Raw genomic sequence first — 19,855 nt, forward strand, 5'->3', positions numbered from 1 at the left:
AGTGGAATATAAGTCACTCTTCTGAATGAATAATTCATAAAAAAAGGGAGGTTAAATTAACCTCCCAGTGTGTAGACAAAGTACCCTAATTTAGATTATCAGACTACCAGTTTCTTCTATTATATATACTAGTTTATAGCTCTTAATAAATTAGCCATTTCAATAGCTGAAATACCAGAGTCCCAGCCTTTATTACCTGATTTCGTACCAGCTCTTTCAATCGCTTGTTCAATATTTTCTGTCGTTAATACACCAAAGATTACAGGTACGCCAGTTTGTAGCGTAATTGCTGCTACACCTTTAGCTACTTCATTACAAACATAATCATAATGAGTTGTTGATCCACGGATAACTGTTCCAAGCGTGATGATTGCATCATATTTTTTTGAATCTGCTAGTTTTTTTGCAATTAACGGAATTTCAAATGCTCCTGGTACCCAAATTACATCAACATCAGATTCTTCTACACCATGACGAATTAAAGCGTCTTGTGCACCGCCAAGTAGTTTTGATGTAATAAATTCATTAAAGCGTCCTACAATTATTCCAATTTTAAGTCCTGATCCTACTAAATTTCCTTCAAACTTCATTTTAATCTCTCCCATTTTAATAGTTTAGTAAATGTCCCATTTTTTCTATTTTAGTATTTAAATATTTTTCATTTTCAGCCTTCATGTCAGCTTGAATTGGCACTCGATTATTAATCTTAATTCCGTAAGATGTAAGCTCTTCTATTTTTACAGGATTATTTGTTATTAGATCGATACTAGCTATACCTAGCTCTTTAATAATTTGAGCACTTATTGCATAGTCTCTTAAATCTGCATCAAATCCTAAGTTTAAATTTGCTTCAACAGTATCAAACCCTTCCTCTTGAAGCTTATAAGCTTTTAACTTATTAAGTAGACCAATTCCTCTTCCCTCTTGGCGCATATATATAATTACACCTTTGCCAACCTCTTCAATCATTGATAATGCTGAATGCAACTGAGGTCCACAATCGCATCGGCATGATCCAAATACATCTCCAGTTAGACACTCTGAATGAATACGTACAAGCACTGGTTCACCGTCATTAATATTCCCTTTTACAATTGCGATATGTTCCTTACCATCTATCTCATTTGTATAACCGATCATTTTAAAATCACCAAAATCGGTAGGTAATTTAATTTCAACTTCTCTTCGTACAAGTTTCTCTGTTTGACGTCTATAATGAATTAAATCTTTAATTGTAATCATTTTTAAATTAAACTTGTTTACGATTTGAATTAGTTCAGGAACTCTTGCCATCGTTCCATCATCATTCATAATTTCACATATAACACCAACTTCTTTTGAACCTGCCATTCGAGCTAAATCAACAGCTGCTTCAGTATGTCCTGGTCTCTCAATTACTCCTCCGTTTTTAGCAACTAAAGGAAACATATGCCCAGGTCTTTGAAAATCTGCTCCAGTTGATTCATCATTTAACATTTGCAAGACTGTATGTGAGCGCTCAAAAGCCGAGATACCAGTAGTAGAATCAATGTGATCAATACTTACCGTAAATGCAGTACCATGAGAATCTGTATTTTTAGCTACCATTTCAAATAAATCTAGCTTTTTTGCTATCGCTTCAGAAACTGGCGCACAAATTAATCCACGGCCATGTGTCGCCATAAAGTTTATATTTTCAGGAGTTGCGTATTCCCCAATGACAACAAAGTCCCCTTCATTCTCTCTGTCTTCATCATCACAAACAATAATAATTTTTCCATTTTTCAAGTCTTCAATTGCTTCTTCTATTTTAGAGAACATGAGCTTACTCCTTTATAAATAGCCATTTTGAGATAAAAATGAAGTTGTTATTGGTGATTCCTTTTTCATCTCATTCATTCCAAGCATCTTTTCAACATACTTTCCTAATAAATCAAATTCAATATTAGCGATGTCTCCAACCTTTTTGCTACCTAAGATTGTATGTGAACGAGTATGAGGAATTAACGAAACTGTTATACAATCAGTTCCAACTTCAAATATCGTTAAACTTGTTCCATCAATCGTAATACTGCCTTTTTGAATACAATATTTAGCAAATTGAATTGGTATTTTAATTTTATAAATCACCGCATTTTCCATAGCGTTAACGGATTGTATTTCACCCGTACAATCGATATGTCCTGATACAATATGACCGCCGAATCGTCCATTTGCCGCCATTGCTCTTTCCAAATTTACTTTTTGACTTGTAGCTAAACTGTTTAAATTACTAGCTTGAAATGTTTCCGGCATGACATCAACAGAAAATTCATTTTTAGTAAAATCTGTAACAGTTAAACAAACTCCATTTACAGAGATACTATCTCCTAAATGAGCATCCTCTAAAATTTTTGTAGCCTGAATAGTCATCACCAATGTTTTACCTTTTTTTACGATATTTTTTACAGTTCCTATTTCTTCAACGATTCCAGTAAACAACTTATTTTCACCTCATTTCGGAGAAACACCCGGCTATCACTAGCTACATGTCCTTTAGTCGAATTTTTAAGATCAATTTCTAATTTCATAAATAGTTGATCCAACTCTTCACATCCTCTAATTCAAATTAATTTGAAAAAGTGAAAAAGCCCCTTAGAAAAAACTCCTAGGGGGCTTTAGATGTTTAAGAAAGGAAGCATACTTAAATAAACGCTAGTACAATATGATTTTAGTAAAAATGCAATATTGTAACGCGTCTATTGCTATACCAAGAAATTGGTACAACAAACTAAGCCTATATAATTAATTATTTCAAAAAACAACAAATAACTAACTATATATGCACTCCATCCTTCTCCCATCCAGACTATACTGTCGGCTCTAGATTCTAACTAGATCAGCAACATATAAAAAAACTACATGAAGCTCACGGGCTTAGTATAAAAATATACAACACCGCCGGTTGGGACTTTCACCCGACCCCGAAGGACACACTAATTATCAAATTTGGTTTCATTATAACGAGCAATTATTTGATTGTAAAGAATTTATGATCCAATTTTGAGTTTGAGTAAATTGACTTTAATTAAATTATTGATTAAAAAAAGTGAAAAAACCATAGATATAACGGTATTTTCACTTTGTCTTTAGTTAAAATATTAATTTTTAAATTATTTGCTTTTGCAGTTTACCTTTGAGGATATTAATTCATAAAATTTTTCCATTTCGTCAGGTCGCAGATGTAGTTTTATGACATTTTGCTTAAATCCGTACATAAACTTAGCTTGTTGCTTTGAAAAAAACTCAATTTCAATGATAGAATCATCAGCTATAAAATCTGGGAGTATCGCATTAAAAACTTCTTTTATTTCATTCTTCGAACTTACCCCAGGTTTTTTAAGATAAACAATAGACTTTATATCATCCAGTGAAACTGTTAATTGCTTCATCATACCTATCTGAATATGAAGAGACTGACCAGTAACAATGAAAGGACAATTTCGAATAGCTTGAATATGTGCAATCAGTATTAAAAGTGCATAAACATTCAATATTAATGCAATCACAGAAAAGATTGGTTTCCATGAATGTAGTAGAAAGTGGAATCCAACTGATTCCAGAATAAGCGCATGAATTAGCATGATATATAATGCAATTGCACTAGTTTTTTTATGATAAGTAAACAATTGACTATTCGATTGATCGAGATATTTTTTTCTATTCCATGAAAATAGAGCGTAATAGAATACGGTTAACTCTGAAACGATTATTTCTTGTATTCTAGATATGCTCAATTTAAAGGTCATTGCTTTTTCTAAACGAAATTGAAAATAGGGGATTTCTGATTTATTTTCTCGGTATTTTTTAATAATTTTAGGGAGTTTTCTAACTATTTTATAAAAAATATATAATTCCAAAATAACAAAAACACCTTCACAAGCAATCAATAAATTGTTTAGAAATGAATAAGAAGACAGCTGACTTTTTGGAACAATTAAATTAACAAAACCGTATCCAAAGATTACAACAATCGATAAATATTTTAGTGAGTATCGTTTTCGAATCACAAGCAAATATGCAAGAAGAGGAATAAATATAAGGAAGTCGAACAAAGTAGCAATTACAATTCCATCAGGAAGTGGCTGCATTATTTCAAGTCGATAGATTAAAAAATTTGAAACAATTATTAATACAAAAAAACTAAGCAAACTTAATTTGGATTTGGACACCATCAGCTTCCCCCCTTTTTTGTATAATATAATTATATCTTAATTTAGGTATATAGTCTTAAAACAAATGGATAAATTCTGGAAATTAATTCAAAAAAAAGAAACTTCAGTTCATTGAAGTTTCTTTTTTTGCTGTTGAAAAATAATCTTGTCAAGTAATGACCAAATTTTGTAAAGGAAGTTGAGTGATGTTCATCTCCACTACAGGATTCTCGCTTCCCATGGGGCGAAAGCTGAGCCTCCTCGGCAAGCCTGCGGGGTCTCAGCCTTTCCGCATTTTTCATAGGAGTCGAGCATCCTTTCGTTCCAATTAACTTATCCTTCAAAAAGTTATTCATTAAAAACGATTTAAACTGAATCAGTTTAAACAACAATTTCAAAAAAAGCACAATCTTTAAAGGTTATAAATCATTTTTCTTATGTTCACTTAATGACCTTTTTTCATATTGACCGATAGATATTTCAACACTCTGAAAAGAAACTTCATTCCATTGAAGTTTCTTTTTTTATTCTTTTATTCATTCCCTACTCGAATCATCTGATCATGCAGTTTTTTGGAATCTCTTCTTTGAAGCCAAATAAAGTAACATGAGACTAATGTGATAATTCCTAGAATAATCGGTGAAGAAAACAGCAGTATTCCTAAGAAGCAAAGTGATAAAATAAATGCACCGATTTTAAAAAATAAGGAATCAAATAATCGTAAACATGCTAGCACGCCTAGTAAAGCGTTGCATAGGAAAAATGCATTTGCAATTGCTACAAGCGTTTGAATCGTAACGAGATCATTAAAGTAAAGTATAAATACAATTACATGAATGCTGAACAAACTAAATAATGCTCGAGTTGCAACATTATTTTTACTTTTAAAAGAAAGCCATGAAGGTAATAGTCCGTTTTTTGCTTGATCAGCGATTAATCTTGAAACGGCCCCTATTACTAGAAGAATTGTACTAATGCAAAGTGCAATCGTTATTGTTGAAATAATTGGAGTTGACCAGCTTCCAAATAAACTTTGAAGTAATGGTGCTAAAGATTGATCCATGCCATTTCCATTTTTCGAATGAACCCATTGGAAAGCAAAAGCAACGATCAGACTGACTATTGCTATAATCGAAAAACTTAATATAACTGCTCTCGGTATCGTTCGCTCAGGAGTTTTCACTTCTAAAGAATAGCTACCAATGACTTCCCAGCCTATTAAAGCCCAAAATAATAAAAGTAAACTTTCACCAAAATCGGTAACAGTGATTTGATTCCCTAAAGTGAAGCTGCCATCGACTGTAAATAATGTGTGAATACTTCCTACTATTAGTGTTAAAACAATGAAACTAGACATAAAAAACGCAAATTTACCTACATCAGCAATGCTTCTAGTTAAAACAATATAAACAAGACAGAGTATTCCTAATGCTAACCACTTTTCATCAAAGAATGTTTGTTTTGTCAGCAATTGTAGATAATGTCCTGCCGTACCTGTAACTGCAATGGGCCCAAAACACACCGCAAGTAAGAAGAAGATCGCTGAAAGATTTTTTATGTGACTTCCAAATGCACGCTCAACTGCTAAAGGTACTCCAGAATCTCCCGGAATCATCAAGCTTAATTTACCAAACATTAATGCAAATATTAAACTCAAACTAAGCATAATAATCCAAGCAAAAATTGCATAGTTACCGGCTGTTTCATATACTGCAGGTGGTAAAATAATAATCCCCGACCCTAAAATGGGGCCAATCATTAGTCCACTGAGTAATAGAAAACCAATTTTTCGATTCCTCATTTATTATCCCTCCAAAAATTATTGAAACAAATTGAAATCTCGTATACTTTAATTATATGAGGCTACTTTCAATCGGTAAAATGAATAGTTACGATATAAACTATCGGCAAATCCGATAATAGGAGGTTTTTATGGAAATCCGTCATTTAATAACTTTTAAGGCAATTGTAGACATGGGCGGGTTCTCTAAAGCTGCAGTTCATCTCGGCTATGCACAATCCACAGTTACTGCACATATTCAAGCACTAGAACAAGAGTTAGGAGTACCTTTATTTGATCGAATAGGAAAAAAGGTTCAATTAACAGAAGTAGGAGAAAACTTCTTGGCTCACGCATTAGAAATGATTCAACTGTATATAAAAGCAAAAGATGTATTTCAAACAGAAAATGAAGAAATAGCAACCTTAAGAATTGGTGCTCCCGAATCACTAACAATCTATCGTCTTCCTCAAATCATTCAATCTTTTCGATCGCAATATCCGAAAGTTAATATCATTATGAAGGCTGGTTCTTGTTGGGATTTACAAGATGAATTACGAAGGGGCGACCTTGATATTGCTTTCTTTTTACAAGCACCTAGAAGCGATTCCGATTTGCATATGGAAACACTAATTGAAGAACCACTTGTCATTCTATTACCTCCTTCATCGGACAATAAATCGCTTCAGTCCTTTACTTTAAACGATAACGAAAATATTATTCTAACTGAGCAAGGTAGTTATCGGGATTATTTTGAAGCATTTTTAAGAAGTAAAGGAATACAAACTGAAACAGCCATGGAATTTTGGAGCGTAGAAGCTATTAAACAATGCGTGATATGTGGACTTGGAATATCAATGTTGCCACTTGTTACCGTACAAAATGAAATGAATCAACAAAAACTAAAAATAATTCATTGGGATACAAGTTTAGGTAGCGTGTCTACCATCATGTCCTGGCACAAAAACAAATGGCATTCACGTGCCGCTAGAAAGTTTATGGATCTTGTAAGAGCTCAAGCACCTAGTTGGGATCATTCTTTGAAAGAATAGTCTCTGATTAAAAAAAGCTGTCTATTTAGACAGCTTTTCCTTGTGTAGACAAAGTCCTATTTATCTGATTTTCAGACTGATTGAAAACGCTTGTCTTTCGAGGCGCGAAGCTTGGCGAGGAGCGGAGTTACCCTTAACGGTAATGAGCACCGCAGACAGGCGAAGTAACGAAGAAAGCGAGCGTTTGGCAGGCAGTCTGAAAGGCTGTCTATTTAGACAGCCTTTCGTAAATGATATAAATTTTAGGTAACTACCATAATTATAAATAGAATGGCAATAATTATACGAATAAACTTAGTAATAGGATAAATCCTAATCCACAAACCGAAATAATTGTCTCTAATAATGTCCAAGTTGAGAAAGTTTCTTTCATACTTAATCCAAAATACTCTTTAAACATCCAGAAACCTGCATCATTAACATGTGATGCAATTAAGCTACCTGCTCCTGTAGCAAGTACAACTAAAGCAAGGTTTACATCAGCTGTACCTAACATTGGGATCACTAATCCAGAAGTAGTTAATGCCGCAACGGTTGCAGATCCTAGTGAAATACGTAGAATTGCCGCGATCAGCCATGCTAAGATGATCGGTGACATAGAAGTTCCTTTGAATAACTCGGCTACATAGTCACCTACACCACCATTAATTAATACTTGTTTGAAGGCACCCCCGCCTCCAATAATTAATAGCATCATACCAATGTGCGAAATAGCTGTTGTACAAGAATCCATTACTTCTTTAATTGGTATTTTTCTAGCTAATCCCATTGTGTAGATTGCAACTAATAATGAAATAACCATCGCAGGAGAAGCGTTACCAATAAAGCGTATAATTGCAAGTGCTTTATTATCTTCAAATCCAATTGTTTTTTGAAGTAAAGTAATAACTGTCGCAATCGACATTAAAATAACCGGAAGCATAGCAGTAAATACACTAATTCCAAACCCTGGCGTTTCTTCAAGTTTAAAGACCTTTTGTTCACCTAATGAAGCAATGTTCCCTGTTTTCTCAAATGATGCAGGAACCAATTTTTTAGCAATCTTTGTAAATAAAGGACCAGCAATAATAACCGTTGGAATAGCAATGATAATACCGTAAAGTAATACTTCACCAAGATTTGCACCATATTCACCAGCGATTACAGTTGGCCCTGGATGCGGCGGTAAAAAACCGTGTGTTACAGATAGAGCTGCAGCCATTGGTATTCCAAGATACAAAATAGACACTTTTAATTGTTTTGAAATTGCAAATACGATTGGAATTAATAATACTAATCCTACTTCGAAAAATAAAGCTACACCGATTATAAACGAAGCAGCAACTACTGCCCACTGAATATTTTTTTCTCCAAATTTATCTACTAACGTCATTGCGATACGTTGAGCTCCCCCAGAATCAGCAATCAACTTCCCAAGCATCGCACCAAGTCCGAATATTAATGCTAAGTGACCAAGTGTTCCACCTAATCCAGTTTCAATTGTTGTCACAACATCATCTAACTTCATCCCAAGAGCTATAGCTACTCCAAATGAAACAATGATTAATGAAATAAACGTGTTTAATCTTAAACCCATGATTAAAATAAGTAATGTTATAATTCCTATGGCTACAATAACCAGTGGCATTTAAATTCCCCCTATTGAATCTATTTATTTTTATTAATTAATCCTCTTTGATAGTTTGCTATTCGTCTATAATCTATTTCTAACACTCTCGATAGGCTAATAAAGATTGGTAATAACTCCCTGTATTCTTTTACTGCATCTTCATTAGGAGAATGTTTGTGAGTATTTCCGATCATTTCAGAAACTACTTCAAAGGATTCTATTTTCCCTATTGCATATAGACCTAAAATACAAGCACCAAGACAAGAACTTTCATAGCTTTCTGGTACAACTACTTCTAAGTCAAATATATCGGACATCATTTGACGCCATACATTTGACCTCGCGAATCCACCAGTTGCTTGGATTCGAGATACTGGGCCATCCATACATTCAATTAAAGCTAAAAATACTGTGTATAAATTGTATATAACACCTTCAAGTGCAGAGCGAATCATATGTTCCTTCTTGTGTGCCATCGTTAATCCAAAGAAGGATCCTCGTACGTCAGGGTTCCATAATGGTGCACGTTCACCTGCTAAGTAAGGATGGAATAACAACCCATCTGCCCCTGGTTTTACACTTTCAGCAATCTTTGTTAATACTTCATATGGATCAATACCTAGTCTTTTTGCAGTTTCAACCTCTGAAGCCGCAAATTCATCACGAATCCAGCGAAAAACCATCCCACCATTATTTACCGGACCACCGATGACCCAATGTTTTTCCGTTAATGCGTAGCAAAATATTCGTCCTTTTTCGTCAGTTTGTGGATGATCAATAATAGTTCGTATCGCACCACTTGTCCCTATTGTGACTGCAATTTCTCCTTTTCGAATCGCATTCACACCAAGATTAGAAAGTACGCCATCACTTGCACCAATGACAAAAGAAGTTTGTAGATTGATTCCCATTTGGCTAGCTAAAATAGGATTACAGTTTGTAAAAATCTCTGTGGTAGGTACTAGCCTTGATAGTTGTTCAGTTTTGATTCCTGCTATCTGTAAAGCTCCTTCATCCCAATCTAGTGTGTTGAGATTCATCATCCCCATAGCTGAGGCAAGAGAATGATCTACAACATATTCGTCAAAGAATTTTTTAAATATATATTCTTTAATGCCTATATATTTTTTTGCTTTTAAAGCAATCTCTGGTTTTTCATTTACAATCCATGTAATCTTGCTTAAAGGCGACATCGGATGAATAGGAGTTCCTGTTCGTTTGTAAACTTCATGACCATTTAATTCTTCTTTAATTTTATGTGTCCAAGACTCACTTCGATTATCTGCCCATGTAATACAAGGCGTTAATGGTTGATCATTTTCATCCATGACAATTAAGCTATGCATAGCACTACTAAAAGAAATAAACAATATCTCTTTTTGAGAATGTTGCTTCATAATTTTAGAAATAGCCTGTATTACAGCTGAAAAGATCTCTTCCGGGTCTTGTTCAGCTGTTGAAATATCAGGAGTGTAGAGTGGGTATCCGATATTCTCTTGCTGGATGACTTCGCCTGCTTCACTAAATAAAACGGCTTTTGTGCTTGTGGTACCGATATCTACCCCTAACATATAGCTTTTCATTATTCTTGTTCTACTCCTTTTGAAAGCATTTGTTGAGACCTCCAAAGATCTTCTACTTTTCCTTGAACATCATCAAAGTTTTGATGTAAAGATTGAATCATAAGGTCTCTATTCTTTGTACTAATTGCGTCAATGTATAGTTGATGATTTTCAACTATTCGTTGAAAGTCTTCGTACTTTTCCTTGAAACGAACTCGCATTGATAAAAGTATAAACGCTTCCATTACTGGTTTTGCATTATTCCAGATCATCATGATGTATGAATGATCAATTGCTCGAATGATTGTTTCATGGAATAAGACATCTTGATATGAAAACTCATCAGCATCTTGATATTTAATTGCGATTTTCATCATTTCAAGAATTTTACTCAGTTCCTTAACCAATTCTTTTGTGTCTAATTTTACCAACCGTTCGAATACAAACGTTTCGATAAGTAATCGGACATCATATATTTCTTCTATTTCTTTTTCAGTTAATCCAATAACGACTGCACCCATTCTCTCTAACCGAATTAAATTTTCAGATGCAAGAGTTTTTAATGCTTCTCGAATAGGAGAACGACTTACATTAAAGTCGGCAGCCAATTTATTTTCTGATAATTTGGTACCGCTTTCAATTAGCCCAGAAATTATCTGCATTCTTAATTCATATGTGACGCGATCACCCGCTGAAGCTTTTGATAACCATTTTGCCGGATAAAGATATTGATTTGATTCTGACATTTATTCACCCTCATTTTCATACGAGTATACTTGTATACAAGTATTATAAAAACATAATTCAAAAAATGCAAGCGCTTTATTTTTTAAGAGCAGGTTTAAGGAAAAAACTTATTTTCCTTAAACCTGCTTTACCTTATGAGGACACAATAAAAAAGCAAAAGTTAGTTTATAAACTAACTTTTGCTTTTTTCATCTTAATTTATACGGTGGAGCGCTCAATTAATCTAACTCTAATTTCTTCTTGAGAAATCTCATTTTTAATTGCTTGCGTAAAAAGTTTCCTTCCTACTTCTCTTAATGGAATTTCGACTGTTGTTAATTTCATTACTTTTGCAATTGGTTGATTATCGAATCCAACTATTGCCAAGTCTTTAGGGATCTCAATTCCTAGCTCATTACAGCATGTTTGAATTCCTGCTGCAACTTGATCACTAGTAACTAACAATGCTGTTGGTCTATTGTTTAACTTTAACAATGATTGAACGACTCTTTCTCCATCCTCAAAATAATAACAATTGTCAAATACATAATCGGCATTAATCTGTTCATGATATTTACGATGAAAATCAAGATATGCAGATTCTCTTTGCTCACTATTTACCCCGGTTCTCCTACCGATACAGTATCCGATTTTTCGATGACCTTTTTTATATAAAAATTCTAATGCAATTATGAAGCTATTATAATGATCAATAAAAGTAGAAGAAATGTTGGTATTTCTTGTGTCCTCAAATAAAATAATTTGTCCAAACTTCTTATATTCCTCAATTGTTTCAAGTGAACATTCCCTCGAACAGATAATTAGTGAGTCAATTTGTTTATGTTGTAACATCTCTAATGCTTCGATTTCTCTTGTTAAATCGTAATTTGATTGAAATAGTACTAATTTATAATTATTTTTTATTGCTTCGTTCGCAATTCCATCAATTAAAAATCCAAAATATGGGTGATGAGAAAATGGAATGACTACTCCAATTAAATTCGTTTTTCCTTTACTTAAATTGACCGCATTATAATTTCGTTGATAGTTCGTTCGCTCTATTGCTTTTAAAACTGCATTTCGTTTTTCTTCACTAACATATGGTTCATCATTTAAAACACGTGAGACAGTAGTTACTGAAACTCCGGCTATTTTTGCAATATCTCTTATATTAGACATTTTCCACCTTCCCTAAAACTTTTTCTTGCTCTGAAACTAGTTCCATACTTTAAGCTCAATTTATATTATGAAAGCTCTCTTAAAGGGCCTGGAAATTATTGGAGGAACTTTTATGCAATCACTTTTTGGATTATTTTGTTTAGTTTTTATGTGCAGTTCAATTTTATTCTTAGCTTCAATTGCAATCATACAACAAGAAAAGAAACGAGTTAAGAAATGAGTATGAAATTTCAGTGCATTTATGAATACTTAAACATTCCAAAGCAAATAATACTATCGGTTAGTAATTAAAGGAGGTATTATGATGGATACTGAAAGAGCATTAGAAATTGTAGCTGCACCAGGAATGATCAACGTAACATGTGAGGGCGTGCCTGTATATATTCAGCATGTTAATAAGAATGAAGGAACAGCTAGAATCTATCCCCTTGATAACCCACAGAATGATAAAGAAGTTTCATTAAGTCACTTAAAAGAACATTGAAAGATAAAATTTGGCCGCCTATAAATAAACCTCAATGAAAGAGGTTTATTTTTTTATTGGCTTTTAGCAAATAAGACTAGATTCACAAAATTTAAAAAAATGTCGAAAAATTCTTTGAATATTTTAAAAACGTATGTTATTATAAAAATCACTTAAGGAACTATATCTTTTCGTTGTTAATTGTCAGAATTTTCTATTATTTAAGGTCAAATTAGAAAATATTAATCTTTCTAAATAGAAAAATTAAAGACTAACAACTTAATACTAGAGGAGGCCATTATGAATTTATTTCGAAAAAAATCTGTTACAGGAAGTTCACCAAGTTCACTTAAGCAAGTTCTAGGCGCATTTGATCTTACAATGTTAGGAATTGGAGCTATCATTGGTACAGGGATTTTCGTATTAACTGGTGTAGCTGCAGCTGACTACGCTGGTCCAGCACTTATTCTTTCTTTTATTATTGCGGGTTTAGCTTGTACATTCGCTGCTCTTTGTTATTCTGAATTTGCTTCGATGATTCCAGAAGCTGGAAGTGCATATACTTATAGTTATGTTGCTTTTGGTGAAGTCATCGCTTGGATATTAGGTTGGGATATGGTACTTGAATATGGACTAGCTTCTTCTGCAGTAGCAAGTGGATGGTCAGGGTATTTCCAAAGTTTATTACATGGTTTTGGAATAAGCCTTCCAACTGCTTTCACAAGTGCGTTTGACCCTTCTAAACACACTTATATTGATTTACCGGCAGTCATAATTGTTTTAATCGTTACGTTCATTCTTACTAGAGGTGTTAAAGAATCAGCAAAACTTAACACAATCATGGTAATTGTAAAATTAGCGGTAGTAGTACTTTTCATCGCAGTTGGTGTTTGGTATGTTCAACCACATAACTGGACTCCATTTATGCCAATGGGATTCCATGGTGTAACAGCTGGAGCTGCAGTAGTTGTATTTGCATATTTCGGTTTTGATGCAGTATCTACTGCTGCTGAGGAAGTAAAGAATCCTCAACGCAACTTACCAATCGGTATCATTTCGGCTTTAACAATTTGTACAATCCTTTATATCGTTGTTTCATTAATTCTTACTGGTATCGTTCCATTCGATCAACTTGGTGTTAAAGATCCTGTTGCATTCGCACTAGCTTTCATTCATCAAGATTGGGCTGCTGGCTTCATCTCACTTGGAGCAATCATCGGTATTACAACTGTATTAATCGTAATGATGTTTGGACAAACTCGTCTATTCTATGCAATGAGTAAAGATGGTTTATTACCAGGTAAATTATCTAAAGTTAACAACAAAACAAAAGTTCCTGTAACTTCTACTTGGGTAACTGGTGGATTGGTTGCTTTATTCGCAGGTTTAATTCCACTAAATAAATTAGCTGAGTTAACAAATATCGGTACGCTATTCGCTTTCTCTGCTGTTTCTCTTGGTATCTTAGTATTAAGAAAAACTCGTCCAGAATTAAAGCGTGGATTTAGAACTCCTTGGGTGCCTGTAGTTCCTGTATTAGCTGTTCTATTCTGTGGATATTTAATGTTACAACTTTCATCATTTACTTGGAAAGGATTCGCAGTTTGGTTAGTCATTGGATTAATCATCTACGCAACTTACGGGTACAGAAATAGTAAACTAAATAATAATAAGAATATTGATAAAGATTCAAATCAAACAGCATAATAAAAGAAAAATCCCATTATAGGTAACTATAGTGGGATTTTTTTGTATGTTTTTAGATTATATTTAAACTATTTTTCAATTGAAAAATCTCATTAACAGCTTGTTGATAACCGCCTGTTTTTTGAAAAGCTTCTTTCAAATTTGCGACCTCTTTATGGTATGATGACTGATCCAACACATACTCTGCTGCTTCACGCATTTGACTTGCTGTTAAGTTTTTCATTTGCAATTGGATACCTGCTCCGATTTTGGCTACTTGTTCTGCAATGATTGGCTGATCTGCACTTTGCGGGATGACTACTAACGGTACTCCATAATAGAAACTCTCATTTGTACTGTTCATTCCACCATGTGTAATAAATAATTTAGTGTATTTTAATAATTCGGTCTGCGGAACGTATTGTTTTACAATGAAGTTTTCAGGGATTTCTCCTAATTCTGCTTGTTTGATTTGGTTTCCTATTGACATGACAATTGTGTGATCGCTATCTCTAAAAGCTTCAAAACAAAGTTTATAAAAGTCAGTAGCCCGATTAAAAACGGTTCCGAGAGAAATGTAGATAACACGTTTTTCCTTTATTTCACTAAAGTCGAAATGATCTTGGGTTATTCGTGAAGTAATAGATGGACCAACAAATTTGTAAGTTTTATCAAATGTATCTCCTAATGGCTGGAACTCCCTTGTTGTATATACAATTGTAAGTGGTGCAGGATTAAAAAAAACTTCGTAACGTGATTCGATCTCAACACCATATTTTTCTTTAACCATTAATGTAAGGTTCTGATATTCATCGTTGATTTGCTTCATTACTTCTTCAGGGATATTTTTTGAGTGCTGTTCCAACATATTATCAAACGATGCATTCGTTTGTGCAAATGAAGTACAAGAATTTATTGCAGGAAGTTTAAGAATTTGGGCAAGCAAACGTCCACATCCAAACATAGAATCATGAATAATTAAATCAAAATGCTCACCCTTAATTTGTTCAAGGATACTAGGTATGACGATATTTGCTGTATGTAAAAGACCGTTGACTCTTTCATGTATATAATTCCTTCCTCCCGAAAGAAAGGCTTTTAAAAATTTTTCACTATCAATTGTTCGTACAGTAGCCCCTGTCTTCTCAATTCGTTCTCTAAACGTTTCAATTGAAAAGTACACTACCTCATCTCCACTGAAATAAGCTCTTGGACAACTCCAATAGTCGGATTAATATGTCCTTCTGATCCCCCATTAATAAATAAAACACGTGCCATTTAAAACACTCCTTAGAAAATGATGTCCTACTTTATTTTTGATTGTTTGGGACTGAAATTGCTGACTCTACTACAATATCATTTTTTAATTTAACTGCGATTGTACCGATCCACTTATCAGTCGGTTGCATTTGCTCGTTACAAGTAAAATAGCGAATATGAATAGATGTTTTCGTATCTTTGCTAATTACATGACAAGCTAATACTTCACTTAATTTTTTAAGAGCGACCTCTTTTTTCATTCCAATGATTTCTTCTTTAATAAAAGACTCGTAATAGTTCTTCAATGGAAACATTTATTTGCCCCCTATAAATTGTAACTCATAATTGTATAAGAGTAACAACACGAGAAATTTTCGTTATTTATTCAATTGTGTAGCTTCGAATGCCCTCTATAAGCGTTCCCAATATCATTCGTTAATAATTAAGTGATCATAACGTGCCTCTCCTATTGGATATTTCACACCAACTCCAAGACAGAACATTAGTTCTCATTTTTTTATTATACTTAGTATACTTCATTTCAACCTCTAATTTTATAAAAAAATTTAAATAAAGCTGTTTTGTAAGTATTAAATAGTTTGAAAAGGACTGTGCTAATAGACTGTAGGTTTTGAAATTTGCATTGTAACGTATGTGGGGGGATCTCGGAGGTTCCTTTCATTTGTAATGCCTTTTTGTAGATTATTGGCAGAATTTTATCCATTTATTATTATCTCTTATCAAACAAAGTATCCTCTTTGAATGCAAGCTCTAAACTTACTTTATAGGTATGAGCCTAATTACGATATAGACTAGTTTCATAGTTCGTAAAAAATCATACGATACATTATCCACCTCTCCTAATTGTAATTTCTCAATTAGTTACATTACCCTAGAGGGAATTCATTTCCCTTAATAACTTCATGAAGGAGGTAACATAATATGAGTACTGGACATCACCATAACCATCTTAACGGTTTTGCGTTAATTGTTGTTTTATTTATCTTATTAATCATTGTTGGAGCAGCTTGCTGGTCTGGATATGATCACTGTGGATATGGACACTGGTAATTAATTAAAAACTATAGAACTCCTGTTGCTTAAACGGGAGTTTTTTTATTTTATGAATGCTTTAGAAAATTGGCTTTTAAATTGCTAATAAAAGTACGAAATTTTAAATGAATACACTGTCCCTACTCGGTTAATACTAAATAAGGTTTTATTATTAATTAGGAGGTACGTTATGAATAAACAACGAGCTCAAGAGATTGCTTCTTCACCGGTAATGGCTAACGTGACGTATAATGGTGTACCAATTTATATTCAACATGTTGATGAAACAAATGAAGTTGCTAGAATTTATCCGATTGGTCAACCGGATCAAGAAGAAGATGTTTCGATCAATAGCTTGACAGAGCATTAATCTGTACATAGAAAAAAAAAAACAAACCTCAGAATTGAGGTTTGTTTCACGCTGTTGAAAAATTCGTAAAAGAAGTTGAGCGATGTTAATTTCCACTACAGGATTCTCGCTTTCCATGGGGCGAAACCTGAGCCTCCTCGGCAAGCCTGCGGGGTCTCAGCCTTTCCGCATTTCCCATAGGAGTCGAGCACCCTTCCGTTCCAATAAACTATTCATAAATAAAAGTATTCATAAAATGATTTGAGTTTGATGGAGTTATAAATATTCCTCAAAACATATTAACTTTAATATTCGATAATAGATCATCAAAAGTTATAACTTTTTCATCAATAATGTTCACCTAATTGGCTCTTATCGAGTTTCTTGTTTCTGAAATTATATTTTACCAAGATAAACTTTCAATTAAGCTGCATTTACTACATTCTTGTATCGTATCTTTCGCTTTAAAATCGTGAATACAATTCTTTTGAAGGTTTTTTAGCTCTTTTTTTAACTGATTCATTATGATTTCTAATTGTTTTATTTCTGTTTTTAATTCTTCTACCCTGTTCATAAAAGGCTCACACCCTTATTGGTAGATTTCTCCACCTGTTTTTCTAAATTCATTTGCTTTTTCCTTCATACCTTCTTCAATTAAAGATTCCATCTGAGGATCTTCCTGTTTTACTAAATCTCGAATATCTTGTGATATTCTCATGCTGCAAAATTTCGGGCCACACATTGAACAGAAATGTGCTGTTTTAGCTCCTTCTGCAGGTAAAGTTTCATCATGATACTCAAGTGCTCTTTCTGGATCAAGGGAAAGATTAAACTGATCACGCCATCTGAATTCGAATCTAGCTTTTGATAAAGCATCGTCTCTTTTTTGTGCTCCTGGATGGCCCTTTGCTAAGTCGGCTGCGTGCGCTGCAATTTTATATGTAATAACCCCTACTCTTACGTCTTCTTTATTTGGCAGTCCTAAATGTTCTTTAGGTGTTACGTAGCAAAGCATTGCTGTTCCAAACCAACCGATCATTGCTGCACCGATTGCTGATGTAATATGATCATAGCCTGGTGCTATATCTGTTGTCAGCGGACCTAATGTATAAAACGGTGCTTCTTGGCAGATTTCTAATTGTTTATCCATGTTCTCTTTTATTAAATGCATTGGCACGTGTCCAGGTCCTTCGATCATGACTTGAACATCATGTTTCCAGGCAATTTTTGTAAGCTCGCCAAGTGTCTCTAATTCAGCAAATTGCGCTTCATCATTTGCATCAGCAATTGAACCTGGACGTAGACCATCCCCTAATGAAAACGTTACGTCATACGTCTTCATAATTTCACAAATCTCTTCAAAATGTGTATATAAAAAATTCTCTTTATGATGAGCAAGACACCATTGTGCCATGATAGACCCGCCTCTAGATACTATACCTGTCACACGTTTTGCTGTTAACGGAATATATCGTAATAACACTCCAGCATGAATCGTAAAATAGTCCACACCTTGCTCAGCTTGCTCAATTAAAGTATCTCTAAATACTTCCCAGCTTAAGTCTTCAGCAATACCATTAACTTTTTCAAGTGCCTGATAAATAGGGACTGTTCCTACTGGTACAGGTGAATTTCGTACAATCCACTCACGGGTAGTATGAATATTTTTACCTGTCGATAGATCCATCATTGTATCTGCTCCCCAACGAGTAGCCCAAGTCATTTTTTCAACTTCTTCTTCAATTGAGGATGTGACAGCTGAATTCCCTATATTGGCATTAATTTTCACATGGAAATTTCGGCCTATAATCATAGGCTCACTTTCTGGGTGATTAATATTTGATGGGATTACCGCTCTCCCTCTAGCTACTTCTTCGCGAACAAATTCCGCTGAAATGTTTTCTCTTATTGCAATAAACTCCATTTCAGGCGTAATAATCCCTTTACGAGCATAATGTAATTGAGTGATATTCCCATTTTTCTTTGCACGTAACGGCTTTCTTTTTAGTCCTTGAAAAATTTCAACTTCGCTTTTCTCTGTTGCCTTTTTATAACCATTATCCTCAGGTTTTACTTCACGACCTTCATACTCTTCAACATCATTACGATCAAGAATCCAATTTTCTCTAATCGGCTTCAGGCCCTTACGGATATCCACCGTAGTAGCTGAATCTGTATATGGTCCACTTGTATCATATACTCTAACCGGTGCATTCTCCTCTTCACCAAATGACCCAGTTGTTGGACTTAATGCAATTTCTCGCATTGGTACTTTAATGTCCGGTCTAGATCCTTCAACATAAACTTTTTTACTACCTGAAAAACTAGACATGATTGAAAAATTCATTTCGTTTACAGAATTACTCATTTGATTTCATTCCCCTTTTAAAAAAATTTAAAAAGGACGAAATCTAATCCATTTTAAGCATGAAAAAAGCCGTGTCTTATTATTTAAGACCCGGCTAATTGTTAGCATAACTACATTAATGACGGTAATCATTAACGAGAAATTTCTAACTTCCCCACGCTGGTATGAACCAGATCAGGTCCTGAGGGTTAAGAAACTTGAACGCGTTTCTCTCTCAGCCCAACTAATTGGACACCCCTAGTCAAACTATTAAAATGTTCAAACCTAATATAAACCTAGATTTATAAATTGTAAATCATTTTATTTCCCTAAATTTTTACAGAAATCCTAATTTAAAAAAATTATTAGTATCTTTCATCCACTAAAAAACTAGATATCATCCTACTTCAAGACCATTTTATGGTAAAAAATAAACTAGTATAAATAAATTTTTTATTGAATATTATTTTTTATATGCTATTCTAAAATTAATTTTCATAGAATTCATCACTAGGGGATCCCTTGATAAGGGCTGAGAATAAAGTAGCTACTTTTAAACCCTTAAAACCTGAACAGGCTAGTACCTGCGTAGGAAAGTGGCGCCTCACATATTTATT

General features: G+C 33.9%; 17 protein-coding genes, 1 pseudogene and 3 riboswitches. Of the genes and pseudogenes, 5 read left to right on the forward strand and 13 right to left on the reverse strand.

What is annotated here, in order from left to right:
* Positions 1-128: 128 nt before the first annotated feature.
* From ribH to B7R67_RS02535, 5 genes are all read right to left on the reverse strand, one after another.
* Complete coding sequence (gene ribH / locus B7R67_RS02515; protein WP_088067239.1) at positions 129-590, reverse strand: 6,7-dimethyl-8-ribityllumazine synthase; 462 nt, start codon at positions 588-590, stop codon at positions 129-131.
* Between the two features lie 16 nt (positions 591-606).
* Positions 607-1,800 carry a bifunctional 3,4-dihydroxy-2-butanone-4-phosphate synthase/GTP cyclohydrolase II gene (locus B7R67_RS02520; protein ID WP_088067240.1) on the reverse strand — a complete coding sequence of 398 codons (1,194 nt, stop codon included), beginning with the start codon at positions 1,798-1,800 and terminating at the stop codon, positions 607-609.
* Between the two features lie 12 nt (positions 1,801-1,812).
* Positions 1,813-2,460, reverse strand: coding sequence for a riboflavin synthase (gene ribE, locus B7R67_RS02525; RefSeq protein ID WP_088067242.1), 648 nt, complete (start codon positions 2,458-2,460; stop codon positions 1,813-1,815).
* 346 nt (positions 2,461-2,806) lie between these two features.
* Positions 2,807-2,954: riboswitch (FMN riboswitch) on the reverse strand.
* Positions 2,955-3,131: 177 nt separating this feature from the next.
* Positions 3,132-4,193, reverse strand: coding sequence for a hypothetical protein (locus tag B7R67_RS02530; protein ID WP_088067244.1), 1,062 nt, complete (start codon positions 4,191-4,193; stop codon positions 3,132-3,134).
* 511 nt (positions 4,194-4,704) lie between these two features.
* Positions 4,705-5,973, reverse strand: coding sequence for an APC family permease (locus tag B7R67_RS02535; protein WP_088067245.1), 1,269 nt, complete (start codon positions 5,971-5,973; stop codon positions 4,705-4,707).
* 131 nt (positions 5,974-6,104) lie between these two features.
* Here B7R67_RS02535 and B7R67_RS02540 point away from each other — a divergent pair, with 131 nt between their 5' ends.
* Complete coding sequence (locus tag B7R67_RS02540) at positions 6,105-7,004, forward strand: LysR family transcriptional regulator (RefSeq protein ID WP_088067246.1); 900 nt, start codon at positions 6,105-6,107, stop codon at positions 7,002-7,004.
* 280 nt (positions 7,005-7,284) lie between these two features.
* Here B7R67_RS02540 and B7R67_RS02545 read toward each other — a convergent pair whose 3' ends face one another.
* The 4 genes from B7R67_RS02545 to B7R67_RS02560 all read right to left on the reverse strand — a co-directional run bounded on the left by B7R67_RS02545 (position 7,285) and on the right by B7R67_RS02560 (position 12,080).
* The gene (locus tag B7R67_RS02545; RefSeq protein WP_088067248.1) at positions 7,285-8,631 is read right to left on the reverse strand and encodes a GntP family permease; all 1,347 of its coding nucleotides are present in this window, start codon (positions 8,629-8,631) and stop codon (positions 7,285-7,287) included.
* Positions 8,632-8,651: 20 nt separating this feature from the next.
* Positions 8,652-10,196 (reverse strand): gluconokinase, encoded by a 1,545-nt coding sequence (gene gntK / locus B7R67_RS02550; protein WP_088067249.1) that lies wholly within the window; start codon positions 10,194-10,196, stop codon positions 8,652-8,654.
* Positions 10,196-10,921 (reverse strand): GntR family transcriptional regulator, encoded by a 726-nt coding sequence (locus B7R67_RS02555; protein WP_088067251.1) that lies wholly within the window; start codon positions 10,919-10,921, stop codon positions 10,196-10,198. Before B7R67_RS02555 ends, gntK begins: the two co-directional genes overlap by 1 nt.
* Positions 10,922-11,120: 199 nt before the next feature.
* On the reverse strand, positions 11,121-12,080 hold the full coding sequence (locus tag B7R67_RS02560; RefSeq protein WP_088067253.1) for a LacI family DNA-binding transcriptional regulator: 960 nt from the start codon (positions 12,078-12,080) through the stop codon (positions 11,121-11,123).
* 304 nt (positions 12,081-12,384) lie between these two features.
* Here B7R67_RS02560 and B7R67_RS02565 point away from each other — a divergent pair, with 304 nt between their 5' ends.
* Positions 12,385-12,564 (forward strand): H-type small acid-soluble spore protein, encoded by a 180-nt coding sequence (locus B7R67_RS02565; RefSeq protein WP_088067255.1) that lies wholly within the window; start codon positions 12,385-12,387, stop codon positions 12,562-12,564.
* Between the two features lie 279 nt (positions 12,565-12,843).
* Positions 12,844-14,250 carry an amino acid permease gene (locus B7R67_RS02570; protein WP_088067257.1) on the forward strand — a complete coding sequence of 469 codons (1,407 nt, stop codon included), beginning with the start codon at positions 12,844-12,846 and terminating at the stop codon, positions 14,248-14,250.
* Positions 14,251-14,302: 52 nt separating this feature from the next.
* Here the strand turns inward: B7R67_RS02570 and B7R67_RS02575 are convergent.
* Both B7R67_RS02575 and B7R67_RS02580 read right to left on the reverse strand, forming a co-directional pair.
* Positions 14,303-15,507: pseudogene (locus B7R67_RS02575) on the reverse strand (macrolide family glycosyltransferase).
* A gap of 32 nt (positions 15,508-15,539) precedes the next feature.
* Positions 15,540-15,803: a hypothetical protein gene (locus B7R67_RS02580; RefSeq protein WP_088067259.1), complete on the reverse strand. Its 264-nt coding sequence runs from the start codon at positions 15,801-15,803 to the stop codon at positions 15,540-15,542.
* A gap of 628 nt (positions 15,804-16,431) precedes the next feature.
* On the opposite strand from B7R67_RS02580, the gene B7R67_RS02590 reads away from it, so the two are divergent.
* Together B7R67_RS02590 and B7R67_RS02595 are read left to right on the forward strand one after the other, a co-directional pair.
* Positions 16,432-16,560 carry a YjcZ family sporulation protein gene (locus B7R67_RS02590; RefSeq protein ID WP_088067263.1) on the forward strand — a complete coding sequence of 43 codons (129 nt, stop codon included), beginning with the start codon at positions 16,432-16,434 and terminating at the stop codon, positions 16,558-16,560.
* A 172-nt stretch (positions 16,561-16,732) separates the two neighbouring features.
* Entirely contained in the window at positions 16,733-16,912 is a 180-nt protein-coding gene (locus B7R67_RS02595) for a small acid-soluble spore protein H (protein WP_088067265.1), read from the forward strand.
* A gap of 382 nt (positions 16,913-17,294) precedes the next feature.
* Here B7R67_RS02595 and B7R67_RS22005 read toward each other — a convergent pair whose 3' ends face one another.
* Together B7R67_RS22005 and thiC are read right to left on the reverse strand one after the other, a co-directional pair.
* Positions 17,295-17,465, reverse strand: a complete 171-nt coding sequence (locus tag B7R67_RS22005) for a hypothetical protein (protein ID WP_158095006.1) — start codon at positions 17,463-17,465, stop codon at positions 17,295-17,297.
* A gap of 15 nt (positions 17,466-17,480) precedes the next feature.
* Complete coding sequence (thiC, locus tag B7R67_RS02600) at positions 17,481-19,259, reverse strand: phosphomethylpyrimidine synthase ThiC (RefSeq protein WP_088067266.1); 1,779 nt, start codon at positions 19,257-19,259, stop codon at positions 17,481-17,483.
* A gap of 134 nt (positions 19,260-19,393) precedes the next feature.
* Positions 19,394-19,508: riboswitch (TPP riboswitch) on the reverse strand.
* A 232-nt stretch (positions 19,509-19,740) separates the two neighbouring features.
* A riboswitch (TPP riboswitch) is annotated at positions 19,741-19,850 on the forward strand.
* Positions 19,851-19,855 lie beyond the last annotated feature (5 nt).

Source organism: Gottfriedia luciferensis, assembly GCF_002156865.1.
GTDB lineage: Bacteria > Bacillota > Bacilli > Bacillales > Bacillaceae_G > Gottfriedia > Gottfriedia luciferensis.